Consider the following 26,689-nt stretch of genomic DNA (forward strand, 5'->3'; position numbering starts at 1 on the left):
AACCATTCGCATAAATATACGAAAGATAACGGCAATCCGGTGATTTTCGATACTTCAGGTTGCATTTTGTCGAAAAACAACTTTTTACAATATACCACTGTCACCGATAAGGTCTCGCCCTTTTGAGCTACATTGAAAGAAATAGGGCTTTTCAATAGCCATGACTTTGGTGGCAACAAGGGTAAGGGTATAGAGGTTTCTCACTTGCCTGTTGGTTGAAGGAACCGGTGTATATTGCGGGTCTAGTTACTTTAGTCGGACCACACAGGATCACTTCATAAGATCCACTATTCGGCGGGCAATGACACCGTTTTTCTGCCAAATTTCCTCAAGAATTGAATAGTGGTTTTTGCCCTCAATTATCGTATGCAAAAGATCCTTGTGTGATTGGGAGACTGTTTTGGCATAATCATTGGTCTGCCGTTTCAACTCTGGCAATTCCAGCTCGCCTGCGAACAAGGTGACCGTCTTGGTCGCCAGTAAGGCATGGTTCGCTGGGCTTAAAACCTCGATTTCCTCGTGCGACAGATCTAATTTTTCGTTCAGGTAGCATTTCGATATGGGCTCTAAGTCAAAGATTCCGCTTATGGATATGAAACCCTTGACCGCAGGATGCTGGGCCAATAATGCCGATAGATGTCCACCTGCTGACCAGCCGCCAATATAGATTTTCTCCTGATCGAATCCTAGCTGAGTTGCATTGTCCGCCAGATAATCAATGGCGCTTTCAATCTCGGAGGCGATATCGGTTAGCGATGCGTCTGGTGCAAGCGTATAGCCTATCGTGGCGACGTTTATTTGTTCAGCGCATAAACCTTCAGCCACAAACGCAAACATATCTTTGTTGTTGCGTTGCCAATATCCACCATGAATAAAGATGAATAAACCACAGTCCGGTGATGCTGATTTGAAAAAGTCCAACTTGTTTTTCGGTTTAGCACCATAGGGTACATCGAGAACAGCGTTGTCGCCGCTTCGGATGACCGCACTTTGTGCGATCCAGTTTTCCATATGCTCAGAACTATCGACGACAGCTTCTGTATTGTTGTAAGCCACGTCCAATTCCGACTTTGTCATGCCACGATAAACATGATGACCGGCGTTCAGCTCCGGCTCGCTTTTAGAATTATCTTTAGACATCGGCGGATTCTTTCACGCTGGCAGCTTGAATAATATTCTTCCTCAGTTGGTTACTGACATCGCGGCGGAGATCATTGAACTCAACGGATGAAGGATCACGCGGACGTGGTAATGTGATGGAGATATCGGATTCAATATGTCCTGGGCCGGCTCCCATAACGACAATTCTGTCCGATAGAACAACGGCCTCTTCAACTGAATGGGTCACGAAGATAACCGTCAGGCTGGTCCGCTCCCAGATGTCCAATAACTCTTCTTGTAACTTGGCGCGCGTCAGTGCATCAAGCGCGGCAAACGGCTCATCCATCAGCAATATTTCAGCGTCATTGGCCAACACCCGGGCGATAGCCACGCGTTGTTTCATGCCGCCGGAAAGTGTGTTGGGGTATTTTGTTGCAAACTTCGTAAGGCCGACCATCTCCATATATTTCTGGGATATATCCTTGATCTCAGATTTCGGCAAACCACGGTGTTTGGGACCAAAGGCAATATTCTCTTGGACCGTTAACCAGGGAAAGAGCGCGTAGTCCTGAAAAACAACACCCCTGTCCGGGCCAGGACCATCTATTTTTTTGCCATATATTTTTGCGGATCCTTCGCTTGGTGAATCGAACCCACCAATAACGCGTAGCAATGTAGATTTGCCACACCCTGATGCACCGAGAAGACAAACAAACTCTCCCTTGCGAACCTCAAGATTTATGTTGTGAAGCGCGTGAATGTCGCCATCGGCAGAAGGAAAAGTCTTTTCCAAACTGTCAATTGAGAGAATAGGAAGACCTGTCGAAGACTTTGAGGAAGAGGGGAAATTATGCATGGTGTTGCGGGCTCCATTGCAGCAGGCGATTGTTGAGCAGGACAATTAGGCGATCGGAGAGAAAACCGGTTATGCCGATCACGATCATGCCAGTAATCACAAGATCGGTTCGCGATAGGGTTCTTCCATCCATAATCACAGCACCCAGTCCTTCAGGAACGCCAGTCATCTCGCCCACAACAATCAATATCCAAGCGAAGCCCAAACCAAGGCGAAGACCATTAAAGATTTGCGGGATTGCAGCCGGAATAACGACTGCTTGGAATAGCTGAGAACCTTTACAGCCCAACATCGCAGCTGCTTCAAAAAGTTTTTCGTCGACTGATTTTACCCCGAAAATTGTATTGAGAAGGATCGGATAGAACGCGCCGAGAAAAACAAGGAAAATTGCGGACTTCGGCCCCAGGCCGAAAAAAATCATGGAAAGAGGCAGCCAAGCCGTAACCGGAACGGGGCGCAGCAGAGACAGCGTCGGGTCAAGCATGGCGCGCAAAACGGCAAACCGCCCGATCATCAATCCCAAAGGCACGGCCGTCACCACCGCCAATAAAAATCCACCGTAGACACGCTGGACAGACACCCAGAAATGGACAGGAAGAGAGGCGCTGAACGCATCGTCATAAATGCCGCCAAATGCAAAATCCCACATCATGACCGCAACTTCATAGGGTTCAGGAATGAGACGGCTTCCAGTTAGGACAACAGCAAAATGCCACGACAGAATTAAAATAACTGGGAAAATGGCACCAAGGACCACCTTCCAGAAACGACTTTCGACATTAATAGACACAGCATATTCCGTTGTCTTTGGCATGTTGCAAACAAGTGGGTTTGCAACATGCAGGTTTTACGGGGGACTGAGAAAGTGTTATTCCGCTTCAATCGCCTGAACGACCGAAGGCTGAATAAAGGTGGCATAATCAGGCAAGTCACGGATTTGCTTTTTATCCAGCATCTGGCTGCCGTAATATTTTGCCTGTTCAATGAACTTATCGTCGATTTTCCACGTCAACTCGACATTGGGGGCCGCTTTTTCGATAGAGGGTTTTGTCTGGCCAAGTTTTTGCATTGCAACACTGACAAATTCATCACGGTTTGCCATCGCATATTCTGTCGCTTGGCTGTGAACCTTCAGCATCATTTCGAGCAACTCTTGGTTCTCGTCCAGATTCTCTTGTCGCGTTGTCAGAACCATATTGAGAGATCCGGTGGGCGTGGAATAAGGATATTCAACAATTTTGCCGACCCCTTTGGCCAAGCTGATGCCCGGCCCTGGTTCCGCGCCGACATAGGCATCCAAATCACCGCGTTCCAAAGCAGACGCCATATCACTGAAGGAGACTCGAATGGGCTGAATGTCTTTGATTGTCATGCCTTCGGCCGCAAGCCGGTCCAGAATGACAACTTCTTGCGTCGAGCCGGGCCAAATGCCGACCTTTTTGCCAGCCAGATCCTTGATTGTGTCAATGGTAGAATCGATACCGGAAACAACGGCCATACCGCGGTTACATGCAGCGCCAACAACAACAACCGGTTCACCAGCGGCGGCGCCCAGAGTAGCGGCTGCCAAACCATAGATGGCGAAATCAACCGTGCCTGTTACAACAGCATTTTTGCCGTCCGTTGGGCTTTCAAATGGAAAGACCTCAAACGTCACACCTTCTGGTGCGAATTTTTGATAAAAATACGGGGTAATGCCGTGGATAAGCTTCAAGGTGCCCACTTTTATTACTTTGTCTTGCGCTAAAGCGGTCGAAGACAGCAAGGGAGCGGCACTAACGGTTAGGGCTGCAACGCTAAGGCCGAGGAAGAGGCGACGAGTGGTTGACATTGTGAGGGTCTCCAAATTTCTGCGGGAAGTCTACTGGTTACTACTAAAGCCTAACGCGGGTTTCGCACAAAAGAAAATTTATTCTTTAAATCTCTTTCATAAATATATTTAATACAAATATGATGAAATCACTTGATCCAAAACTTCTGCAGGCTTTTGTCCTTTTGGTGGAAACAGGTAGCGTATCGGAAACCGCACGCAAGGTTGGGCGCACCCAGCCCGCTGTAACGCTGCAAATACAGCGCCTCGAGAGCTCTGTCGGAACCAAGTTATTTTCGACAATTGGCCGTCGATTTGTTTTGACATCTGAAGGCGAGTTGCTTCTGGGATATGCCCGCACCATCTTGCAATTGCAAAACGAAGTGCATGTCCGCCTCTCTGCCCCCAAACTGGATGGACAGGTCATTCTAGGGGTGCCCGACTTATACGCAGCAGCATTGCTTCCCCAGATCTTATCCAGCTTTTTTACGGCTTATCCGAATGTTGAGATCATTCTACAAAGCCGCCTTTCAAGCCCATTGGTTGCGCAAGTCACCCAGAATGAAATTGACCTGGCGTTGGTCACCGGCATGCGGGCCTTTCCCAATGGTCAGGTCGTCGCGGATGAGCCTTTGGTTTGGGTCACATCAGAGATGACATCATCGCTTAATGTGGAGACTGTTCCGCTTGCCATGCTGCCTATTGGCAATGTCTTTCGCGATATAGCACTTGATGCGTTGCAAGCGATTGGCCGGAAATGGAAAATCCAGTTGGTTAGTGAAGGCATGGCTGGGTTACAGGCAGCCGTTATGAGCGGAAGTCTGGTAACCGTAATCGCCAAAAGTGCTGTCGTACCGGGAATGCGCGTTCTTGGAAAAGCAGACAGTTTCCCAACACTATCGAGTGTGCAACTGGTTCTTTACCAAGCGAGCGCTCGATCAAACCCCGCTGCCGAGGCTTTAGCGGACGTCATACGCGTCCATTTTGCAAGCTCTGGATCGCTGATCAAAATCGACAAAACACAGGCCGGTAGTGGCTCATTTTAGAGTTTTTGGACCGTGAGACCGGAAAAGCGGTGCGCAATCCGAGAAGATCAGAGAAAACCTGTTAGCAGGTGAAGCTGCGCGACAGGGCAATGCGCGCAAGTGAAAGCAAGACAATCTGCACCCCAAATGGCATTATTCCTGTAAGCGGTGACTGTTTATCTGAGAGATCGCATACGGAATTGAGGCGAAAGCTCCTATTCCCGACTTCGATTTCCGCCATAGATCATTCAGCATGCGACCGGTCTCGATTTGAAGTTCACGCTCCCTTTTAAACTTGTCTGAAAAACTGATCCTTGTATTTGTTTCTACATCCTGACGTTCGCTTGCGAAACATCTTGGCGGGCTGTTTAGATTTTCTGGACCACTTCAGCCTTGGGAACCTTTACAATTTCGCAGCCATGCGCCGCACATTGTTCTTGCACAGAGGCATCCAGTTCCGCCAATGTGACGATCTTGTTATAGTCCCACAGATTGTGCATGCGACAGGGCAAGTCCTTGCCATGCTTTTCGCTATCAAAGACGAGAATCGTTTCTTTGGCGCAGCTGACTATGGCTTTGCGGGCCGCTATTTCATCCATATTATAATCCAGCACTTCACCGCTATCGGATACACCACCGCAACTGAACACGGCCACATCAACACGATAGTTGGCGAAGAAATCAGAACTTGCAGACCCGATCATGTCCAGATCCCTCAGGCGCACAGTACCGCCTGCAATCACCACAACAGCCTCAGAAGCCTGCTGAAACGCCATCACGGCATGGATATTGTTGGTCGCAACAAATAGTTTTTCTTTGGATGCAAGAAAATTTGCGCATTGCTCCACCGTAGTTCCGGTGCCCAACGCAACTCGTGCCCCATCCGGAATGAGATTTCTGACGGCAAGCGCAATATTGAGCTTCTCCATCCGCGAGATGCTCATACGAGGCGAATAGCCAATATTCTCCGGTTGCTGCCGCATGCGGACAATGCCATTGCGTCTCTGCACAAGGAACGCTTCGTCAAGATCACGCAAGTCCGTTCGAATTGTCTGAACCGATACATCCAGCCTTTTGGCAAGATCCGTTGCGGTCAGTTCTCCGTTCGACGAGAGCAAAGCAATGATCTGATCCCGTCTTCTATTTAGATCTGCACGCCTCATTCTCTTTCCTTAGAAACAGCTGAATATCCATTGTACGAGCAATTTATCTCTTACTTTTCATTCAGTTTCAAGTTTTAGGCCGACTGTCACAAAAGTTTTAATCTTTCGTGCGAAATTCCATCTTGTAATTTCACTTTCGAACGAAAGCCAATTTAGGCGGAGTCTTTTCTATGAAAACCTTGCTGACCGCTGCTGCGTTGAGCCTGATTGCTACAACATCCTTTGCAGATGATTTGACCCTATATACCTCACAGCCAAATGCGGACGCGCAAAAGACCGTTGATGCATTTATGGCTGCCAATCCAGACATCAAAGTCAATTGGGTGCGAGATGGTACCACCAAATTGATGGCTCGCCTTTATGCCGAGATCGAAGCGGGCAACCCGCAGCCAGATGTTCTTTTGATCGCGGACACCGTCACCTTGGAAAGCATGGCGCAGAAAGATCTTCTTACTGCCTATCATTCTAAAGAAGCCGTCGCCTACGACAAAGCGCTCTACAGTGCGGATGGATATTATTATTCCACCAAACTCATCACCTCAGGCATCGTCTACAACACAGGCGCAGAGAAAGCCCCAACAGCATGGGCTGATTTGGCTGATCCATCCTTTAAAGGTCAGATCGCTATGCCATCCCCGCTCTATTCAGGTGCAGCTTTGATTCATCTCGCCACTTTGACTGGTGATGAAAGTCTTGGCTGGGACTATTATGCTGCTCTGGCTGCCAATGAGGCACGCGCCAAAGGTGGTAATGGCGGCACATTCAAAGCAGTTGCTTCTGGCGAGAAACCTTACGGTGTTGTGGTTGACTTCCTTGCCATCCGCAACAAAGCCAAAGGCTCCCCTATTGAGTTTGTGTTCCCCAAAGAGGGCGTATCTTACGTGACTGAGCCGGTTGCAATCCTGAAAAATGCCAAACATATGGCTACCGCGCAAAAATTTGTTGATTTTGTACTCTCTAAAGAGGGTCAAGAACTGGTCCTCGACATGGGCTACATTCCAGCGAGAAGTGATATGGCTGTGCCAGCAGGTTTTCCTGCTCGCAAAGATATCAAATTGATGGCTTTCGATCCAAACGCAGCCCTCAAAAATGCTGAAGAAAACAAAACTAAGTTTGCTGAAATGTTTGGTGACAAATAATGCCTGACTTCTGTCACGCAGGGAGCAACCGGTCCGAGGGCCGGTTGCTTTCGTTTGTGTTATTGCTCGCAGGCGCGCTCACCTTGTTGCCTGTGATACGGCTGTTCGCCCATGGCTTGTCGGTGGATGGGACCTTCAGCCTCCTGTTATTGGAGCAAGTTTTTGCGCGCACTTCTACACAAAATGCGCTCTGGCATTCGCTCATAACAGCTGGAATGGGTACGCTGATCGCCGCTCTAATCGGAGGATCCTTTGCCTTTCTGGTGGCTCTAACAGATCTGCGTGCCAAGGCCAGTTTGGTTTTTTGCCTTATGATTCCGATGATGATTCCACCACAAATCACAGCCCTGTCATGGACCCAGATTATGGGCCCTTCTTCAGTGCTGCTCAACACGTTGGGCATTGCACCCAAGCTGGGATCGCCCCAGCCGCTCTATTCAGCTGGTGGCATCATTGTGTTGTTGGGCATTCAACATACATCAATCGTTTTCCTTACCCTGCGTGCAGGTTTAAGAACCATTCCGCAAGAAGTCGTAGAAGCCGCGCGGATCACAGGTGCAAAAGGTCCGCGTGTCTGGTGGCAAATCATTATGCCTTTGTGCCTGCCCAGCTTGGCTGCAGGCATCGCCATAACTTTTGTCACCGCTTTGGGTAACTTCGGCATTCCCGCTATGCTGGGTATTCCAGCGGGTTATTCGACGCTGCCAACCCTGATCTATCAACGACTTTCCGGTCTTGGTACATCTGTGCTTGGCGAAGTGGCCGTACTTGCTATTCTCATTGGCCTTGTGGCCGTGGCGGGAATTTTACTTCAGCGTTTTTTCCAAAAATGCACCAAGGTGCCTCTGGTGGGCTCGACCTCTCGCCCGCTTGCCATTCCTCTTGGGAAAGCGCGGTTGCCAGTTGAAATTGCCCTTTGGACAGTGGTTTTGGTCATTCTCGTATTGCCTATGATCGGTCTGCTGGCAACCTCCCTTGTACCCGCTTTCGGGCTACCCTTAAATTTTCAAACTGTCACGATTGAGAGTTGGTACGAAACCCTTTTCCGCCAGCCAGCCACCACGCGTGCCTTTATGAATTCCTTCCTACTATCTGCTGGCGCGGCATTGACACTTATGGTCATTTGTCTGCCCTTGGCGTGGTTGATGGAGCGCAATCCCTCCCGTTTGGGCCGTTTGTTTGACAGTCTGGTTGACCTGCCCTATGCGCTGCCCGGCGTGGTTCTGGCAATTGCCATGATCCTGCTGCTGATCAATCTTCCATTTACGGAGAAGTCGCTTTACGGGACGATCTGGATCATATTCATAGCTTATCTCGCCCGTTTTCTGACTATTATGTTCCGCCCCATACAGGCCAACATCAGGCAGCTGGATCCGGCCATGAATGAAGCCGCCCAATCCGTGGGAGCTAACCTGTATCAACGCTTGCGGCACATAATCGTTCCCCTGTCCGCGCCCGCGGCTGCGGCTGGAGCCATTCTCGTATTCCTCACGGCCTTCAACGAACTCACTGTCTCGGCCCTGCTTTGGTCATCGGGCACAGAGACGCTTGGTGTCGTTATTTTTAATCTTGATGACAGCGGAGAGACCGTCATGGCTTCAGCTCTTGCGATGACTATTATTCTGGTCGTGGTCGTCTTGATGGGCGTGGTGCAGTTGACATCCCGTCACTTACCAAAAGGAGTTGTTCCATGGCAAAGCTAACGCTGGAAGGGGTTGGCAAAACATTTGACACAATCCCTGCTCTTGATGCCATCAACGCCACCATTCATGATGGCGAATTTGTTGCCCTGCTCGGCCCGTCCGGGTGCGGAAAGTCAACGATACTGCGCCTATTAGCAGGGTTTGAGCATCCAACCACAGGAAGGATCCAGATTGGTTCCAAGGATGTGGCCAATGCCAACACAGGTCATTTTATATCACCAGAAGACCGAAATATTGGCTTTGTTTTTCAGTCCTACGCCTTGTGGCCCCATATGGATGTGCGGCGCAATGTTGCCTTTGCGTTGGAGGTCCGTCATCTGGATAAGGAGCAGGTCCGCGCCCAGACTGACGAGGCCCTCAAGGCCACAGAATTGACAGACTATGCTAAGCGAATGCCATCAGACCTATCCGGTGGTCAGCGCCAGAGGGTGGCTTTGGCACGCGCTTTGGTGCTTGATCCGCAGGCGGTTTTGCTGGATGAACCACTCGCCAATCTGGACGTGGCGTTGCGCGCTTCGATGCAAGAGGTGTTCTCCCAATTCCATCGCCGGAACAAATCTACCATGGTTTATGTGACCCATGATCAATCAGAAGCGATGGCTATGGCTGACCGGATTGCCGTCATGTCTTGTGGTCAAATCGTGCAGTTTGACACACCAGAAACTCTATACAAACGCCCTCGTAGTAGCTTTGTCGCCAGTTTTGTGGGCGAAGGAAGTGTTATTCCGATTGAAGGGCTGACACGGAACAACGATGCGGTGACAGCAAGCGCTCTTGGCACCAATTTCTCTATTGAGACCGACGTCGAAGCTCCGAACCACATCTGCCTAAGACCGGAAAATCTCAAGATTGAGGAAAGCGGTGACATCCGCGCGCGGGTGCTACGCGCCAGTTATCTGGGCGGCCAATATCGCTTGCTATTGGAAACAACCAAAAATCATCTCATTACCCTTCTGTCGCGAGATCGTTATCCCGAAGAGAGCCAGCTGGGCCTTTCCATCGCGCAACCATGGGCATTCAAGGAGGCATAGATGGCTGAAATTAAAATTTTATCCGGTTTGGGGGAAAAGGGCCCCGCTTGCATGCTGTTGACCACTGAGAACCGACGCTGGCTGCTTGATTGTGGCCATGGACCAGAGGCCAACGCCCATTTTGATCCCGCTTGGCTTGAGGGAATAGACGCGGTTTTCATCACGCATGATCACATCGATCACATTGGCGGAGCGCCCTACACTGTCGAAAATGGGCTGCCCATTTACACCACCCGACGTACTGCGATGGCGTTACCCCCAGCTGCGGATATCCGTCTTTTGCCAGAACAAGGTGTCAGTGACATTGAAGGCGTTCGCCTGACGACAGGGCGCAACGGACATGCTCTCGGTGGTGTCTGGTTCCATTTTGCACTTGGCGATGGGTTGTTTTACTCCGGAGACTGGTCCGAAGAATCTGAATGGTTCTCCTTTGACGCGCCTCCAAAAGCCAAAACGGCCATTATTGATTGCTCATATCATCTTGATGATATTCCACAAGCGCAACGTATAGCCACGCTGGACAGCTTGATCGACAAGCTGGAAGGCAAAATCCTGCTGCCGGTGCCACCTTCCGGTCGTGCTGGCGAGCTCGCAGTGCATCTCATTGAGCGCTATGGAGTGGATTCCGTCATTCTTGATCCTGAATGTCGGGCTGTTATTGCAGAAGCGGTCTCGTGCGAAGGAATTTCTGAGAAAGCCAAATCCATAGAACCACTTTTGACGCGGGGCGACATGGATGAAGCGCGCTTTCTCATTTGTGACACGCCCAATGCTGATGGTGGAGCGGCATGGGGTTATGTCCGCGCGTGGCACGAAAGCGGGCGATTGGGACAGGATGCTCATGTGATCTTCACCGGCCACATGACAGCGCATGCCAGAGGCATCGAAAAAGTGGGCGGCGGAAATTTTTGTCGTTGGAACGTACATCCTCCGCTGTCTGACCAGAAAACAATGATCAAACGCCTCGGAGCCGAGCGGTTTGCGCCGGTTTTCTGCCATGAGCCCGAAGAATATCTTTCTGAAGATGGTTTCGGTGCAGAGGTTTTTTTACACGGGAGTATCAAGCTTTGATCTTGGACACTCTAAAACATCACAGCTTCTGCCTAATCCGCCACGGAGAAACAGTGGCCAATCGGGATGGGATCATTGCCGGTCGGCTGGACGTCGCGCTCACTGATTTTGGACGCGATCAAGCTCGGGCCCTGCAACGCTCCGACTGGCCCGAAAGCATGTCTCTTTTCTGCTCGCCGAAAGAACGCGCAAAGGAAAGCTGTTTGCTGGCTTTCCCCGGTAAAGATCCAGAGTTGGTAGCCGGTTTGGTGGAGAGGGATTGGGGAATATTTGAAGGCAGGCCCCTGGCCGAGTTGCCAACACGAGAGCTCCAGCCAGAAGCTGGTGAGGCTTGGCAGGACTTTCTGGACCGTGTTGGAAATGCTCTTGTCTATTGCTGTGCGGCTGCCGACGGTGCCATACCGATTATGGTATGCCACTCCGGTGTGGTGCGTGCCGCTCGGATTTTGACCGGCCAACCAACTGTCGGGTCTCGCGCTCCCAATGCCAAGCCAATCCTATTTCGTTGGACCGGCGACCATCATGCCGAAGAATCTTTCCATCCTTGATGTAGAATGATTTGTTGCGAAAAGCCGGTGATGATGCCAGCTGTAGAGCGATCAATTCATGGTTTATCATTCAGCAAAACTGGCAATGCACCATGCCCAGACGGCGTCCACTGTATCACGGGGGTAAGGGGAGCGCTTTCGTACGAGATAGAAATCAGACTCTATTCCGAAATTTGCGTCGGAAACGTTGACCAGTCGTTTTGCAACTAGATCTGCTTTTACAAAGGCGCGACATGCAATAGCAACCCCTTGACCGGCCAAGGCAGCATCGAGTGCAAGTGATGTCTGGTTGAATATTGCACCAGGCAGTCTCCCAACTGTGCCAAAAAATTTGGGCCAATGATTGTCAGCATCGTGAAGCAATGGCAGCTCTTTGATTTGTTCTCGCGTTAACGGCAATGGCAAGCCCTTCAACAAATGTGGACTGGCTACAAGAACAAGATCCTGCCGGAACAGCAAATGGGTCTCAATCGCGGCTGAAAAAGGCGGGTGCGTTTGGCGCACCGCAATATCGACCTGATCGCGATCAAAGTCGGAGACCTTCACTGTGGCAACTGTGCGCAACTCCACTTCGGGAAGCATTGACTTGAGCATGGATAACTGCGGAATCAACAGTTTCGTCGCAAATGTCGGCGTGACGCTGATCGTCAGGGCGTCGGTACGATTGTGCAACTGTGCTGTTGCCTTACTCAAAGTATCGAAAGCGCGGGTCACTTCTGAAAGATAGGCAGCACCTTGAGGTGTGAGTACAACACCTCGTGGCACACGCTGAAACAATGAAATACCAAGATGCGCTTCCAGCATGCGTACTTGTTGAGCGACCGCGCCTTGTGTGACGCCAAGCTCTTCAGCAGCTGCGCGAAAATTCAACTGTCGCCCAGACACTTCGAAGGCGCGCAAAGCGTTGAGTGGGGGGAGTGATCTGCGAGAAATTAGCATATTTATCCTGTAGATTTTCTACAGGATAGCAGATTTCTTTCTGGCAAGACAGTCCCTTGCGAATAAGACAGTATGCAGCTCAATCCTCATGATGACCGGGCAATGATTCGGCGATCAAATCTATCTGGAACACAGGGATTTGTGCATCGAACGAGCCCGCAACAACACCGAGCAGCACCATGGCAACACACAAAAAAATACTCATACCGACTTCATATTCGGTCATCTTGGCGGTCAGCGGTACCCACTTGATTAATGACCTGATCCAGTTTTTGCTACCGGCGCTCTATCCGGTTTTTAAATCACAGTATGCGCTCAATTATTTCCAGCTGGGCCTACTCACGTTGGCGCAACAGATCACGGCCTGTATATTGCAACCCATCATGGGGCTTTATGGTGATCTGAAGCCCAAGCCTTATTCGCTTGCCGTTTCAATGACGGTCGTTGCCTTCGGCATCGTGATGCTGGCAATGGCTGATTCATTTATGCTTTTGCTTGTTTCTGCAACCATTCTAGGGATTGGTTCTGCTTTGTTTCACCCAGAGGCTTCGCGTGTTTGTCGCATGGCCTCTGGTGGCAAGCTCGGATTTGCTCAGTCCAGCTTTCAGGTTGGGGGGAACACTGGCACTGCCTTGGGCCCGCTTGCAGCAGCTTTGTTCGTTTTGCCCTTGGGGCAAATAAGCACCGTTTGGTTCGGCCTTTTAGCCGTGATTGGCGTTATCATCCTCATAAGGGTCGCAAAGTGGTTTACGAACCATCAGCGGATGATAAATTCCACTGATGCGTCCCCGCGGATACTCCCGCAACTGCCGAAAAAGCACCTAATTTTTGCATTCGCCATCATCGGTGCCCTGCTCTTGAGCAAGTTCGTCTACATCGAAACATTCAAAAGCTACTATACATTTTTCCTTATCGAAAAGTTCGGGCTGGCGATTCAAGAAGCACAGACCCTGTTGTTTGTCTTTTTGGGTGCAATTGCGGTCGGTACCTTTGTGGGAGGGCCAATCGGAGATCGCATTGGCCGCAAGAAGGTCATCTGGGGCTCAATACTTGGGGCTTTGCCTTTTGCGCTGATATTGCCGCACATGACGTTAGCGGGGACAATTGCCCTGAGTATTATCGTTGGGTTGATTTTGGCCTCGGCCTTCTCCGCAATCGTTGTCTATGCACAAGAGTTGCTGCCTCAAAAGGTTGGTATGGTTGCAGGTCTCGTTTTTGGCTTTGCCTTCGGCGTGGGCGCTTTGGGGGCCGCAGCATTGGGGGCGGCCGCTGATCTGGTCGGAATGCAACAAGTCTTCAACTACATGTCTGGGCTGCTGCTTTTAGGGTTTCTAACATTATTCCTGCCAGACATTGCTTGGGCCAAAGAGGATTGATCTTGCAGAAAACCTCTGTATCGGCCCCGGCTTTGAAAAGGGCATCTATTTGACGCGCCCTCTTGTCCACGAACCGGAGATCATCGGAACCAAGGGCTGTCACGAATTGGATTTTGACGGCCCTTGTGCCTGTCGGCGTCGCCCCGTCTGGAGCCGTGTATTTTTTTGGGGTGCTGTCTGGCTGCAGAGTTTTTGGGCAAACAAGGGACCTAATCGAGCCGGGGAATGCATCCAGTCAGATGCACTGCCATCTCGCCCTCTTTTGTGCAAGTTTTGAAAAAATGACGAGAAAACACAATGCAAGGAATTGACTTCTAGCCCCGCCGACAGATCAACTGCTAGGCTCTGCGTTATTGTTGCAAAAAAGGAGCCGCCTGTATGACCACTCTGTCCGATCCAGACGTATCCAGCCGTTTAAGTCAATTTCTTGCCTCTGCTCGAAACAATTTGGATGGCCTGAGCATACAGAGCGGAGAAGAAATCGGCGATGAATGGCGCATAGCGACTTTTCCCTGGGCCGCGCAACCTCTTGCTATCCTTAGGCCTGCAAATGCCGATATAATCGCCCCCCTGTTGAAGTTAGCCGCGAATGCTCAGCTGGCAGTTTATCCCGTTTCCAGGGGGCGGAATTGGGGTTTAGGCTCCCGACTGCCTACTGAAGATGCGCTGGTGCTCGATCTTTCCGGACTTGATCGCATTCTGGCGTTGGATATGACGTCTGGTACTGTGCGGATCGAACCCGGCGTCACATTCGCCACCCTGCAGGCACGACTGAAGCATGAAGGACTGGCCTTCCATCTGCCGTCCTTTGGTGGCCCGACCGACGCTAGCGTGCTCGCCAATGCGCTGGAGCGGGGCGAAGGCAGCGGGGCTTACGGGGATCGCTTCGGGCGGATGTGGGATCTGGATGTGGCCCTCACCACCGGAGAACGCCTGCGCACGGGCCATACCCGATCCGGATCAGAGCAATCAGCGTCCATTCATGCCCGTCCAGCGGGCCCGCTGATTGAGGGTCTCTTCAGTCAATCCAACTTCGGAATTGTGCTGTCGGCCACCATCGAATTGCAACCCACCCTGCCCTATGCCGCCGCCATTCTGGCCGACATCGGTACCGGTGAGGCGCTGGATAAAGCCGTGCCCGTGCTCCGCCGATTGATCACATCTGGCATGATCGCCCCCCAGTCTCTGGTGCTGTGGGACGGTGCCAAGCGCGCTTCTTCGCTGGTGGGGCGCTATGCACCGCAAACCAATGAGCTTCTGAGCAAGCCCAATCAATGGGGGGCGTCAGCCCTCATCTTTTCCCCCCACCCTGACCTGATGCGGATCACTCAACAAATCGTGGAATCCGAGCTGTCCAGCGTGGCAGACGAGATCACGGTACAAAGTGACCGCGACGAAAAGGGGCAGCGTCAGGAGACCATCCTCACCGGATTTGCGGATGGTGGCAACGTTATGAGTGGCTATTGGGGCAAAAAGGTGCGCCCAGACATTCCGGGCAATATGGACCTTGATCGCTGTGGTTTTGTCTGGCTCTGCCCTGTTGTGCCTTTCGATGCTGAAGCCATCCGCACCGTAAACAGTATTTTGGCAGATACCAGCCAAAGCGAGCGGATCTTCGCAGCGCTTGGACTGCAAGCCATCTCCTCACGGGCGCTGCATTGTTATGTCTCGCTCGCATGGGACCGCGACGAACCGGAAGCCGAGAAAGAAGCCATGCGGGCCCACAGCCAAATCACCGCGCAGCTCGACCAATCGGGATTTTCGCTCTATCGGTTAGGGCTGATGGATCTGGCACATTTGCCGCGTCCTTGCCAAAGCTGGAATGAGGTCTGCGACCGTCTAAAAACGGCGCTTGATCCTGCGGGCATTTTGTCGCCAGGGCGGACTTGATCCGCAGAAACAAACAGCGTTCAATAGAAAAGGGCCGGAAACCGGCCCTTTAACATATATTTTTTGGCGTGCTATTCAGTGAGTAGACGCATGCATCGCCCGAATGATGGCGCCTGCTGACAGGAAAGCGCTAAGCACGGCCGCCTGTGGAGCCAACCCGGCTTTGATCGCGTCACGATATTCCACTTCAGCAACTTTTTCGGCCTGGTCTACCCCCGGAACCCCTACGGTTGCCTTGCGCTTGATGGCAACAACCCGTTCAAATGCAGCCATCGCATCTTGAGTTTCGTCCAGTGCCTTGCAGAAGACGTCCATAATCAGAACCATTTCAGCTTCCGGCACAGAGGCATCAAGGGCACTTGAGAGCTCCTGCCCCTGCGCAACGCGCGCCGTAGTGGCTTCCTGAACCTTTGCTCCGATCAATACCGCTTGTCCTGCCGACCAGCCAGACAGAGAGGCCGCGCCTGTAGCCATGCCCATAATGGCGTCTTTGACTTCCTCAATAACTTTGTTATCCATCGACATGCTCTTAAACTCCTACCAATAATTTCGTATGAAATGCGTTTGATTACCAGCCGTGGAAGACATGCTTGATCGCATGGCCCACTTTATGGGCAGCATGGCTGACGGTATGTTCGACATGACTTGCCTCGTGGCTTACCGCATGCCCGACTTCATGGGCGACATGGCTGACTTCATGACCGACTTCAGCCGCAAGATGACCAAATTCGTGACCGAATTCATGTCCCAAGAAACTGAAAGCATGCTCAAACGGAGCAATATTGATGGAGATGTTAAAATCGAAATCAATGCCAAGGCCAGCAGCGACATCACCACCCAGCCCGAAGTTCAGATGTCCATGAGAAACGCCTGCGTGTGCTTCACCACCAACGCCGACTTCACCGACCGAACCACCGGCAGACCCGCTACCCGAACCAACACCGTGAACAGACCCGCCACCACCGGCATGTCCTTCAGCACCAGCACCAGCCATCGCTTCACCGCTGCCACCTGCCCCATAAGAGCCGTGGCCATGCTGGATATCGGCAGAGCCATCTGCGTTTGCTCCGGCAGACGCACCGCCACCAACGTTGCCTGATGCGCTGGCACCATGCGTCCCAACCGACGCATTGACACCACCTGATGCACCAACGCCCGCGCCAGCTGATGCCGATGCACCAGTGTCCGATGCATTGGAATGGGCACCGCCAGAAACACCGGCAGACGCATGGACTTCACCGCTCGCACTGGCATCGGCAGGGCCCGCATGAACATGCGCCTCACCTGAAGCAGAAGCTCCGGCACCGACAGCCCCAGACACGCTGCCATCGCCCGCGTGACCCGATACGCCGTCGCCAGCGCTGGCACTACCCGAAGCTCCAGCGGTGCTGTTGCCCACATGACCTGACGCGCCAGCATGAACACCCAGATCCGGGTCAGCCAACTGGTTGGCGCTGTCCGCAAAATCCCGTTTACCACCTGAAATGCCGATAAGGTCTATTTCCGAGACAGCTCCCTCAAGAGCATCAAATTTACTTTTTGAAAGTTGGTTCATCCTGAAATCCCCGTAGGTGAATTGGTTTTCTTGAGACTAATTTTTAGATATTTATACGTATTTAATGGTGTAATTTTTTTTGCTCGTTCAGAATTTCTGGTTAATTCAAGTATAATTCCCTGCATCCGTGCAGAAGATCTACCTTCATACAGCGACCTCTGCTCGGATCAACGACCCAAACAGTCCATCATTCTCAACGAGTTCGTGGTAAGAGCCTTGTTCAACCAATCGACCACCATCAAGAACAAGAATACGATCACAATTCCGCAAAGTTTCCAGTCGGTGAGCGATGGATATGACAGTGGCGTTCATTTCGTCGATGGCCCAGTCAACATGATCCTGTAACTCAGCGTCGAGCGCGCTTGTTGCCTCGTCCAAAATCAGAATTTTAGGTTTGCAGGCAAAGGCCCGCGCCAACAATATGCGCTGGACCTGACCACCGGAAAATCCACATTCGGTCTCGCCAACGGGTGTATTTAACCCCAAAGGCAAGGCCTCAATATCTCGACCAAATCCGGCTTTTTTTGCCGCCAGAATGGTTTCTTCGTTGGAAATGGGCGCGCCTGCCGCGATATTCTCAAACAAGGTGCCAGGGAACAACTGACCGCTTTGGCCAACAATACCAATTTGCTGGCGGACGGCTTGAGCATCCAACACAGACATGTCCATACCGTCGAACCGGACCCCGCCCTCTTCGCACTCGATGAGACCGAGCAACGCCTTGATCAAGGTGGATTTTCCTGCACCGGATGGTCCGGTGATGCCAATATGGTCGCCTGCGGCAACATCAAAGCTGACATTGTCGATGGCCAAACGGGATGCATTGCCATGGCGGCACGATAAATTTTGGCAGGAGATTTCGCCAGACAAAACAGGCGGTACCAGACAGGTCCCGACCGGTTGCGCCTCTCCTTTGAGCAAGCTATCAATCATGCGATATTGGATGCCCAACATGGACGATTTGGAAAAAGCCGACAGTAGAGCCACTATGGCTCCGGCGACGTTGCCCGCCGCAATCACAAGCGCGACAGGGGCAGACCCATTAGACACACCGCCAGCAACAGCCAGCGCGATGACTGCAGACAGTATCAACAGTCCCCCGACAGACCCTTCAATGGCAGACGCAGCAACCCCCACACGATCAGAGCTGAGAAAGCGATGGCGCAAGGCTAGGAATGCATCGGTCCATTTGGAAAAAAGCCGTCCCTCGGCTGCCGTTGAGCGCACGGTGTCGAGCATGGATAGCCCTTCATACGCATTGGTCATCCAGCTTTGTGGCGTGGCCACACCATTGAGCAAAACGCGAATACGGCGCTTGGAAATGAGATAGCCCAAAACCAATATAATGAGAAGAATAACACCAATCAGGGCAGCGCCAATCGCCGATGCAGTCGCAATAACAAAAAGGCTAGGAAGAGCGATGAGAATGCTGGCCAGAACCGACAGCACCATACTCCAAACACCGCGATGCCAATGTTCCATTGATCGGGTCGAAAGGGCGGCTACGGGCGCAGAGGGCATGGGCTGCCCCGCCAGTGCGGTCTTGTCAGTCACGCGGATGGCCCTGTCTATAGCGGCGGCACGCAGTTCAAAACCAATGTGGCCGTTCATGCGCAGTTGCGCGATGCCAGCAGCGAAACGTGTCAATATATTGACGCCCAAAACAAGCCCGAAGAACAGGGCAACATTGACCAACAGACCGACATTGCCCTCAGGGACAATATAGTCTAGCAAAGGACTGCTCACTACAGGAATGAGCGCAATAGCGGCACCGGAAATTAAGGTCAGGCCCATGAAGGCCATGATCTCTCTGCGGGAGCGCTTCAGGCCAAACATGAGAAGTTGTTTGCCCGATATTTTCCCCTCTGGCAAATTGGGCAGGATCATATAGGCAGTGTCATCAAAGGCCTGCAGTTCAAATGTGGCACATTTTTTTCGCTTCCATTCACCTGCGGCCTCAGCGACAAACCAGTCTTTCCCGTTGCGATGCAGCAATACCGGATCATCAGGGCCGCTGTCAGATTTTCGGAAGGCCAACAAGGGCACGGGCGCTTCTCCGATGCGTTGTTCCTTGAGACGCACAGGGCGAACATGCATGCCAGCCCCTCGAGCCAATCGCGTCAGGGATGCGCTCTGGCTTTCATCAGCGAACCGTTTTGCATCGGGCGACACCTTGGCATCATACGTTTTGGCTGCAGCTTTCAGAGCATCAATCAAGGGATCGGTCGGCGAGGATAATTCTGGCGTTTGCCAAACGAGAAAGCGATTGATCCGGTCGGCTGACGTGTCGAACTCGTTTGTCCTCGTCATCTCGGTCATGCCACATCCCTCTGGTTTGCCGGCGTTGAGAGCGCGTCCTTGGTCTCCATCAGAGCCGCAGCTTCTTGCCGGGTCTTGATGGTGATGTGCCCCTGACCATCCAGATGCAGCTGCCGGTCACAGCGGTTGGATGTCCCAATTCGGTGGGTCACGATCAAAACCGCAGCTCCGGTCTCCCGCAGGGCCTCCAAAACACGTTTTTCGGTCAAGGCGTCCAGCGCGCTGGTTACCTCATCCAAGACTAAGACAGCGGGCTTGCGCACCAACGCACGGGCCAAAGCAAGGCGTTGGATTTCTCCGCCGCTAAAACAGGGTTGTTGACTGGAAATCATGCGATCCAGACCACCGACGAAATGGATGGTTTCAGACAGACCCACAACATCCAGAGCATCTTCCAAACGCGCATCCTCGATGCGGGTGTCCCACATGGTGAGATTGTCACGCACGGAGGCAGAAAAGACCGCACCGGCCTGAGGCACATAAAGCAGCTTTTGCCGCAACTGGTCTTGAGACCATTGGTCAAGGGGTTGTCCTTCAAACCGCACACGGCCAGACTTTGCCTTCAACATTCCTGCGCAAATGCGGGCAAAGGTCGATTTGCCGGCACCGGAAGGGCCGACCACGCCGGTCAGGCTGCCCGGTTCGAATGTCATGGATACATTGGTGAACAGATCGGGCAAGTTTGAATATCCAAACGACATATCCTCCAGCTGCAAAATGCCAGCCATCTCCGGTGTGGTGCTTTGCTGTTCTGAAGGTTCAGTATTCAGGGGGGCATCTTGCGGTTTCATCATTGGGTCGCGTGGATGGTGCATCAAATCGTCCAACCGCATCAACGAGCCAGCCGCTTCCTGCAAGGCGCAATAATCAGAGGCGATGGCGGCGATGGGAGCCGCAACGAGACCGGCTAGAACCTGAAGGGCCAAAAGGCTACTGAGATCCAACTGGCCTTCAATAACTCTCAGTGAACCGACACTCAACACGCAGATGGAAATCAACACGGTGGTCACCGACGGTCCCAGAGTTGCCAAATTGCGCAAAATTCCGAGGCGTTGCTCGGCATCGAGAGCAGCCTCTTCTGCGCAAATCCATTTGGAGGCAAACAGGTCCTCGCGCCCCATCAGGCGGAAGGAATCAAAGGCCATGAAGCCTGCGGTGGCAATACCACTGGCCCGCCCTTCGAGCACATTCTGATAGCGATTGGCATCTGCGAGACGCTTGGACAACCAGACCAACAAAAGCAAATTGGCCACTGCAATACCGGCAACCAAGCCACCGAGCAGCCAGTCATAAAGAAAAATCACTGCCAAATATCCGGCTGTGATGATTATATTCGGCAAAACCTGCGCCAACGGTCCGGCAATGGTTCCGCCGATTTCAGATCCTATCCGAAGACGGGAGACAATTTCACCGGGATTACGCTGAGAGAAAAAAGACAAGGGCAGAAACAAGGCGTGTTCAAAGGCACGGGCGGCGACGGAAATACCGATTTTGGATTTTAACGCAGCTACGGTCCATTCGCGCAAGATTGCCAACACCGCTTGCGTCGCAACGGTGGCCGCTATGGCCAACAGGATGAAAAGCAACCAATCACTGCGCTGTTGACCGACCACATAGTCGGCAAAGGTCTGCACCCCGCCAGACAACACCAGACCAGGCACGATGCCCAATATGCCGGTGGCAAAGACAACGGCCATTCCATCCAAAGAACCGATCGTTCGCTGAACCAGCGCCGATAAAATTTTAGGACGGTCTCCACCCTTTTTGAAGGCCTCACCAGGCACGACAGCCAATACAAGACCAGTCATGCTGCGGTTCAATTCGTCAGCGGAAACCACTCGACGCCCAACAGCGGGATCAAGGAGGACCACCTTGTCGCCGATCACTTTTTCTAGCACAACAAAATGATCAAAATTCCAGTGAAGGATTGCAGGCAGCGGCACAGTGCTCAAACTTTGTGGTTCGCTGCGGACCACTTTGACGTCCATATCATAAGAGGAGGCTGCTTTGGCGATGGAGCCGATGTCCACCCCGTCACGAGACGTACCGCAGCGCTCTCTGGCTTCTTCAAGAGTGATTTCACGACCATAGGCACTCAGTACCATGGCCAAGCAGGAGGCACCGCATTCAGCGGCCTCCATCTGCAAAACAACCCGCGCTTTGGATGTGCCAAATGCAACCATCAGCGACCTGACCATTTGTTGGGGCTCTCACCGAAAAAGCGCTTCACCGCTGGTAAAGCCAGAGCCAAAAGCGGCGTTTTCTCAACCGTAACCCGTGCACTTAGCGGCGTACCTGCGGACAAAGAAATGGTTTCGGCAAGATCAGAAGTCCATTGATAGCCGCCCTTGTGCTTATTGTCTTCATCCAGTGCGATACTCACTTCGAACATCGGGCCTTGCGCGGCAATATGGTCTGCCAGAGTGTCATCACCAATGGATTGTTTTAGGCTTTCGGCCGTGACCGGCACAGACGAAATATCCAGCACCTCCCCCCGCAGTTGGGCATGCATATCGAGAGGCATATTGGCCGGTGTCAGCAGCGCCTTGTCGTGGCGGCGCAGCCTTTTACCCTCACTTAGAGGCACATAGACCATGGCTTTGAGTGGTCCATCGGACTGAGGCATGATTTCAAACAGGGGCTCGCCGGCCGCCACCAAAACACCGGATCTGGCGTTGACGCGGATTATCCGTCCTGCAACAGAGGCGACGACTTTTGAATCATTATCCAACGTTTGTTTGGCGGCGTCATATTCTGCCTGAAGCTTGGCGAGGGCGAGCTTGTCTTCCAGTTTTTGTTGTTCCAATGCAGAGCGAATTCGTTCGGCGTCCGCCTTCAATCCTATCTGTTCTGCACGCGCGCTGGTCAAGGCATCCTCTGAGGCATCTGCAGCAAGGCGTGCATTGGAGGCCGCCTCAAGCGAGACCACACCCTTTGTCTGCAAGCCTATCATTTTATTCTGACGCTCACGCAGCCAGTCCCGTTTCGCCGTGAGTGAGCCGAGCCTTTCTTGCAAGGCGTCCGCACGCTTTTGCGTATTCGCAAGTTTAGCGTCTGTATCCGCCTTAATAAGCTCTTCTTTCAACTCGATATTTTGTTTGAGAAGCGACAGATCGCGCTCGACTTTGGAAAGGTTTGTTTGTTGATCGGTCAGATCGAGCCTGGCAAGCACTTGACCGGCTTTGACGGAATCACCGGATTGGGCATCGATATAGGCCACATAGCCAGCGGAGACAGCAGGGGCAGAGGTGATCAAGATGCCACCGCTTTGCACCATCAGCCCATTTCCCTCGACATGAATTGGCACATCGACCATTGCCGACCAGACCACGACAGCGCAAATAGTAATGGCAACGGCAGCAGTCGACATACGGGTGGCAGAGCGCGTGACCCGCATGGTGCGCTGGATATCATCAACCCGGCCAGCGGCTTCAATTGCCTGTTTTCGAAAAAGATTTTTTGCCATAAACCGGTTACCCATCCCCTAAACAATATGCGTATTTTTACCGCATCGCTTGAAGAATGAGTTAACCGAAAGCCCCGTTGGCAATCAGATTGCTCGTATGGTTACTTGGCCTTTAAAATCGAACCTGACAGATTGCGAGGATAGAATTTATGACGGACCGTTCTAGATTTTGGCCCTTCCGGTCACGACCAGCCAAAATGTAAAACACCATTGTCCCGGATCCATAGCATGGGCCCGGGACCGATTGTGAAAAGCCAAGATCTTCCGGTGAGCGCAAGCTTGTCGTAATGGCTTGCACTTACTCAGCAGGCACGGCCGGAGGTTGTTTATCGGCGGTTTCTGTATTGACCTGGGCTTCATACCAGGTCCGGAAGGCCACCGTTACTGCGCCAAAAGCGAGGCCTATCATGCAAGACCACATCAATTTTACGGTGCTCTGACCGTACATTGCCCAGATAGATGCACCTTCAGTGAATATGTCTAAATTCATAAGTCCGAAGAAGACACCGGCACCGACGAACCATGACGGGACAAAATCAAACCATTGCACATACTCAGCGCTAATCACCAAGACAACCACGATGAAGACCGCCAGATATAGATTGGTACCATTTGCCAGCCCCATTGCACCGAAGATGGATGCTCCTTGCATGATGCCAATGGAAGCGGCGGCACCGCCTAGATAGCCCAAAAAGGTTTTCAAACCCATTTTCGGCGAGCAACCGGCCAAGAAATACATCGCCCAGGCCTGGAATGAAATCCAAGAAACAAAGCCAAGGGTTGGCTCAATGACCATCATGATGGTGGCCTGTGCCGCAATAAAAAGCGGAATAAGTACAAATTTCGAATAGGGCATGTCGGTATCTCCTCCTTTTGAATAAAATGTTAGGCGTGCGTGGCCCTCCTCCTCTTGAAAGGGCCACGTCGGTTTGATCAGATTTTGATGAGTATCAGCCTTTGAGATCTTGATAGAGTTCAAACGCTTCTGCCGGTTTGAGGCCGTCATGCACGACACCGCAAACAGCCTGTATCATGGCCGCTGGCGCATTGGACTGGAACACATTGCGTCCCATATCAACGCCGGCTGCGCCTTGGTCAATCGCTTTGTAGGCTAATTCCAAAGCTTCAATTTCTGGCAGTTTTTTGCCACCTGCGATAACAATGGGAACCGGACAAGAGGCTGTCACTTTCTCAAACCCATCACAGAAATAGGTTTTTACGACATGCGCACCGTTTTCTGCGCAAACACGGGCAGCGAGTGAGAAATATTTGGCATCACGAACCATGGCTCTGCCAACAGCGGTGACACCCATCACCGGGATCCCCAACTTGGTACCCTTGTCAATGGCTTTACAAAGTGTCGCAACGGTCGATGCCTCTGCGGCCGGATCTCCAATTGCAACCATGACTGCAATCGCCGAAGCGTTCAGCCGAACCGCATCCTCAACATCGACAAGTTGGTTGTGATTGAGCTCAGTGAGTATGGTTGTTCCGGCATCAGCACGCAGGCACAAGGGCTTGTTCAATTCTGGGGGGACCATGGAGCGAACAGCCCCTCGGCAAGCCATCAAACAATCGGCATATTGGGCGATCGGCACGATGGTAAGGTCGATGCGCTCAAGGCCACTGGTTGGCCCCATGATGAAGCCATGATCAAAGGCCAGCATCACGGTGCGGCCGGTTGAAGGGCGGAAAATACGGCTCAGGTGCGCCTTCATACCCCAATCGAGATTGTCCGAACCTTTCAGAAAAAAGCCCTTGTTCTGCACAGGACGATCCAACCCAAAGTCTTTGCCATCTCTGAGATCATCGAGATCTGCCATCTTACTGTTCCTTTGTTCTTCCTAGTCAGACCGGAAGGGTTAGCAGGCTTTAGAAAAGCCTTCGAAGATATAACTGATGGATTTTGCCCCGGGATCGAGATGGCCGATGGCCCGTTCCCCCATGGTGCGGGCGCGTCCGAATTTTGCGACATATTCACTGGTTTTTTCAGCGCCCTCTTTGGCCTTGGCTGCCGCCAGTTCAAAAGCAGCATGATGATTTTCAGTCTCGCCAAGAGCGCGGACCAATGCTTCAGTCGCGGGATCAAAGGCATCCACCATAGTTTTGTCGCCGAGGTCCGCCTTGCTGGTTTTTCGAAAATTGGCCAAGCCAGCCTCAAACATTGCGGCCGTCTGAGTTGCCGTAAGCGTGTCAGCCACCGCACCCGAAGCCAGTCCAAGAAAATAGGATCCAAGCAACGGACTGGTCGAGCCGCCATCACACATCATCACACCCATTGCGACGGCTTTTAAAAGCTCTGCGAAAGGTTTGTCTGCATTTTCATCTAGCGCTTTTACAACGGCCTGCATTGTCCGGTTGATTGTTACGCCATGGTCACCATCACCGGTGGCGCTATCCAGTTCAGAGAGCAACTGGTGCCTTTCCTTGATGATGTCGGCAGAGGTGCGCAACATTTGGACGAATTTTCCTTTTGTCAATGTGGTCATGTTCAATGCCCCTTTTTGCCCTTTCAGCAGACCGTTCGCGGAGCTGAAATTGCCATAGCTCCGCCGTTCGAGGCCATAAAAGGCTCCGTTGTCGGTTGGGTAAGTGCGGTTAGGAGGACGCACTTACCCAGTCTTGAGAGTAAATATGGAAAAGTCGCTTACCAGCTTGGCTTAACGAACCCTATAGTGAGGCGTGTCACAGGGTGCATCCCAAAGCTCGGCAAGCTCTTGATCAAGCTTACAGACAATCATCTGGTAGCCGCCAGCTTCTTGCACCGTCAGAAATTCTCCTGCTTCACCACGGGCAACTTTGATGCCTTTCGATGTAAAATAGCCTGTTGCATCACGGAAGGTAATCAATTGCTCCATCAGCGTCGTCTTACCCGAGCCATTGATGATCAAGAGAATTTCATCCCCCTGTTTCAAGTCGAGTGAAGCAACAACTTTTTCACCGAGCACTTCAGCTGTTTTCTTGGACGTGGCCATGGGCATACGAACGCCGCCACCTTCGCCATGCTGACCTGCACAGATCTCCATTTCGTCTGCACCCATGTCACCACAATCACCACCGGTTGACGGATGCGTGGCAATTTCGGACAGGACGGCAATCGCAGCCATATTTTCATTGGCTTTACTGGCAACCCGATTGACTTCATCAAGGCTCATGCCTTTTTCCGCCGCCGCTCCAGCAATCTTATAGACGATGAAACATCCACCAAGGCCGCGGCCCTCTTCTTCTGGATTGGGGCGAATTTCTTCATTGGTCAAGACCTCTTTGACGACAATGCCTTCGGCTTGTGCCATTTGCTTTGCCATCTCAGCGCTCATAACGTCGCCTGCATGGTTGAGGGTGACCAGCAGAATACCTGCATCACGCTTGAGCATTTGCATCGCTTCAAGCACTTTTGGCGGTCCGGGCGCTGCAAAAACATCACCCACGACGGATAGATCGATCATTCCTTCGCCGGTCCAGCCCTGTAGGGCTGGTTCGTGACCGGAGCCCCCCAAAGTGAGAATGGCAACTTTGTCTGCGTCCTTTGGCTTGGCACGACACACAAGTTTTTCGGACACAATTTTTATTTTTTCTGGATAGGCGAGAGCCATGCCCTCAAGCATTTCAGCCGTTAGGGCTTCCGGGTCATTAATAAATTTTTTCATGGCCACACATTCCTTCTATTTGCTCTAAACCGAGCGACATTGGCCTTAAA

23 protein-coding genes are annotated in these 26,689 nt (G+C 52.0%); 8 read left to right on the forward strand and 15 right to left on the reverse strand.

Going from position 1 to position 26,689, the window contains the following annotated elements; genetic code table 11:
• Nucleotides 1–270 precede the first annotated feature (270 nt).
• The 4 genes from C0081_RS10990 to C0081_RS11005 form a co-directional block, all read right to left on the reverse strand.
• Complete coding sequence (locus tag C0081_RS10990; protein WP_101533883.1) at nucleotides 271–1,140, reverse strand: alpha/beta hydrolase; 870 nt, start codon at nucleotides 1,138–1,140, stop codon at nucleotides 271–273.
• The gene (locus C0081_RS10995) at nucleotides 1,133–1,957 is read right to left on the reverse strand and encodes an ABC transporter ATP-binding protein (RefSeq protein WP_101533884.1); all 825 of its coding nucleotides are present in this window, start codon (nucleotides 1,955–1,957) and stop codon (nucleotides 1,133–1,135) included. The genes C0081_RS10990 and C0081_RS10995 overlap by 8 nt, the downstream gene beginning before the upstream one ends.
• Nucleotides 1,950–2,699, reverse strand: coding sequence for an ABC transporter permease (locus C0081_RS11000; protein ID WP_245417926.1), 750 nt, complete (start codon nucleotides 2,697–2,699; stop codon nucleotides 1,950–1,952). Before C0081_RS11000 ends, C0081_RS10995 begins: the two co-directional genes overlap by 8 nt.
• Nucleotides 2,700–2,825: 126 nt before the next feature.
• Nucleotides 2,826–3,788, reverse strand: coding sequence for an ABC transporter substrate-binding protein (locus C0081_RS11005; protein WP_101533886.1), 963 nt, complete (start codon nucleotides 3,786–3,788; stop codon nucleotides 2,826–2,828).
• 119 nt (nucleotides 3,789–3,907) lie between these two features.
• Here C0081_RS11005 and C0081_RS11010 point away from each other — a divergent pair, with 119 nt between their 5' ends.
• Entirely contained in the window at nucleotides 3,908–4,813 is a 906-nt protein-coding gene (locus tag C0081_RS11010; protein WP_101533887.1) for a LysR substrate-binding domain-containing protein, read from the forward strand.
• A 347-nt stretch (nucleotides 4,814–5,160) separates the two neighbouring features.
• Here C0081_RS11010 and C0081_RS11015 read toward each other — a convergent pair whose 3' ends face one another.
• Nucleotides 5,161–5,955, reverse strand: coding sequence for a DeoR/GlpR family DNA-binding transcription regulator (locus C0081_RS11015; RefSeq protein WP_101533888.1), 795 nt, complete (start codon nucleotides 5,953–5,955; stop codon nucleotides 5,161–5,163).
• 170 nt (nucleotides 5,956–6,125) lie between these two features.
• Here C0081_RS11015 and C0081_RS11020 point away from each other — a divergent pair, with 170 nt between their 5' ends.
• Genes C0081_RS11020 through C0081_RS11040 form a run of 5 tightly spaced genes read left to right on the forward strand, consistent with a single transcriptional unit; the run spans nucleotide 6,126 to nucleotide 11,447 of the window.
• Nucleotides 6,126–7,094, forward strand: a complete 969-nt coding sequence (locus tag C0081_RS11020) for an ABC transporter substrate-binding protein (RefSeq protein WP_101533889.1) — start codon at nucleotides 6,126–6,128, stop codon at nucleotides 7,092–7,094.
• Complete coding sequence (locus C0081_RS11025) at nucleotides 7,094–8,797, forward strand: ABC transporter permease (RefSeq protein WP_101533890.1); 1,704 nt, start codon at nucleotides 7,094–7,096, stop codon at nucleotides 8,795–8,797. The genes C0081_RS11020 and C0081_RS11025 overlap by 1 nt, the downstream gene beginning before the upstream one ends.
• Complete coding sequence (locus C0081_RS11030) at nucleotides 8,785–9,828, forward strand: ABC transporter ATP-binding protein (protein WP_101533891.1); 1,044 nt, start codon at nucleotides 8,785–8,787, stop codon at nucleotides 9,826–9,828. The genes C0081_RS11025 and C0081_RS11030 overlap by 13 nt, the downstream gene beginning before the upstream one ends.
• On the forward strand, nucleotides 9,829–10,899 hold the full coding sequence (locus tag C0081_RS11035; protein ID WP_180966844.1) for an MBL fold metallo-hydrolase: 1,071 nt from the start codon (nucleotides 9,829–9,831) through the stop codon (nucleotides 10,897–10,899).
• Between the two features lie 2 nt (nucleotides 10,900–10,901).
• Nucleotides 10,902–11,447, forward strand: coding sequence for a histidine phosphatase family protein (locus C0081_RS11040; RefSeq protein WP_101533910.1), 546 nt, complete (start codon nucleotides 10,902–10,904; stop codon nucleotides 11,445–11,447).
• A 66-nt stretch (nucleotides 11,448–11,513) separates the two neighbouring features.
• Here the strand turns inward: C0081_RS11040 and C0081_RS11045 are convergent, their stop codons facing one another.
• Nucleotides 11,514–12,386, reverse strand: coding sequence for a LysR substrate-binding domain-containing protein (locus C0081_RS11045; protein ID WP_101533892.1), 873 nt, complete (start codon nucleotides 12,384–12,386; stop codon nucleotides 11,514–11,516).
• A 179-nt stretch (nucleotides 12,387–12,565) separates the two neighbouring features.
• On the opposite strand from C0081_RS11045, the gene C0081_RS11050 reads away from it, so the two are divergent.
• Both C0081_RS11050 and C0081_RS11055 read left to right on the forward strand, forming a co-directional pair.
• Nucleotides 12,566–13,762 (forward strand): MFS transporter, encoded by a 1,197-nt coding sequence (locus C0081_RS11050; protein WP_101533893.1) that lies wholly within the window; start codon nucleotides 12,566–12,568, stop codon nucleotides 13,760–13,762.
• Between the two features lie 378 nt (nucleotides 13,763–14,140).
• Entirely contained in the window at nucleotides 14,141–15,652 is a 1,512-nt protein-coding gene (locus tag C0081_RS11055; protein WP_101533894.1) for an FAD-binding oxidoreductase, read from the forward strand.
• A gap of 75 nt (nucleotides 15,653–15,727) precedes the next feature.
• Here C0081_RS11055 and C0081_RS11060 read toward each other — a convergent pair whose 3' ends face one another.
• The 9 genes from C0081_RS11060 to C0081_RS11100 all read right to left on the reverse strand — a co-directional run bounded on the left by C0081_RS11060 (nucleotide 15,728) and on the right by C0081_RS11100 (nucleotide 26,639).
• Complete coding sequence (locus C0081_RS11060) at nucleotides 15,728–16,177, reverse strand: hypothetical protein (protein ID WP_101533895.1); 450 nt, start codon at nucleotides 16,175–16,177, stop codon at nucleotides 15,728–15,730.
• A 43-nt stretch (nucleotides 16,178–16,220) separates the two neighbouring features.
• The gene (locus tag C0081_RS11065; protein ID WP_101533896.1) at nucleotides 16,221–17,207 is read right to left on the reverse strand and encodes a hypothetical protein; all 987 of its coding nucleotides are present in this window, start codon (nucleotides 17,205–17,207) and stop codon (nucleotides 16,221–16,223) included.
• 144 nt (nucleotides 17,208–17,351) lie between these two features.
• Nucleotides 17,352–19,526 (reverse strand): peptidase domain-containing ABC transporter, encoded by a 2,175-nt coding sequence (locus tag C0081_RS11070; RefSeq protein ID WP_101533897.1) that lies wholly within the window; start codon nucleotides 19,524–19,526, stop codon nucleotides 17,352–17,354.
• The gene (locus C0081_RS11075; RefSeq protein ID WP_101533898.1) at nucleotides 19,523–21,724 is read right to left on the reverse strand and encodes a cysteine peptidase family C39 domain-containing protein; all 2,202 of its coding nucleotides are present in this window, start codon (nucleotides 21,722–21,724) and stop codon (nucleotides 19,523–19,525) included. Before C0081_RS11075 ends, C0081_RS11070 begins: the two co-directional genes overlap by 4 nt.
• Nucleotides 21,709–22,992 (reverse strand): NHLP bacteriocin system secretion protein, encoded by a 1,284-nt coding sequence (locus tag C0081_RS11080; protein ID WP_180966845.1) that lies wholly within the window; start codon nucleotides 22,990–22,992, stop codon nucleotides 21,709–21,711. The genes C0081_RS11075 and C0081_RS11080 overlap by 16 nt, the downstream gene beginning before the upstream one ends.
• Before the next feature lie 298 nt (nucleotides 22,993–23,290).
• Nucleotides 23,291–23,848: a DUF1097 domain-containing protein gene (locus C0081_RS11085; protein ID WP_180966846.1), complete on the reverse strand. Its 558-nt coding sequence runs from the start codon at nucleotides 23,846–23,848 to the stop codon at nucleotides 23,291–23,293.
• A gap of 94 nt (nucleotides 23,849–23,942) precedes the next feature.
• Nucleotides 23,943–24,815 (reverse strand): 3-hydroxy-5-phosphonooxypentane-2,4-dione thiolase, encoded by an 873-nt coding sequence (gene lsrF / locus C0081_RS11090; RefSeq protein ID WP_101533901.1) that lies wholly within the window; start codon nucleotides 24,813–24,815, stop codon nucleotides 23,943–23,945.
• Between the two features lie 39 nt (nucleotides 24,816–24,854).
• Entirely contained in the window at nucleotides 24,855–25,481 is a 627-nt protein-coding gene (dhaL, locus tag C0081_RS11095) for a dihydroxyacetone kinase subunit DhaL (RefSeq protein ID WP_146006446.1), read from the reverse strand.
• A 171-nt stretch (nucleotides 25,482–25,652) separates the two neighbouring features.
• Nucleotides 25,653–26,639 carry a dihydroxyacetone kinase subunit DhaK gene (locus tag C0081_RS11100; protein WP_101533903.1) on the reverse strand — a complete coding sequence of 329 codons (987 nt, stop codon included), beginning with the start codon at nucleotides 26,637–26,639 and terminating at the stop codon, nucleotides 25,653–25,655.
• Between the last annotated feature and the right edge of the window lie 50 nt (nucleotides 26,640–26,689).

The sequence above is a fragment of the Cohaesibacter celericrescens genome (genome assembly GCF_002866925.1).
Lineage (GTDB): Bacteria > Pseudomonadota > Alphaproteobacteria > Rhizobiales > Cohaesibacteraceae > Cohaesibacter > Cohaesibacter celericrescens.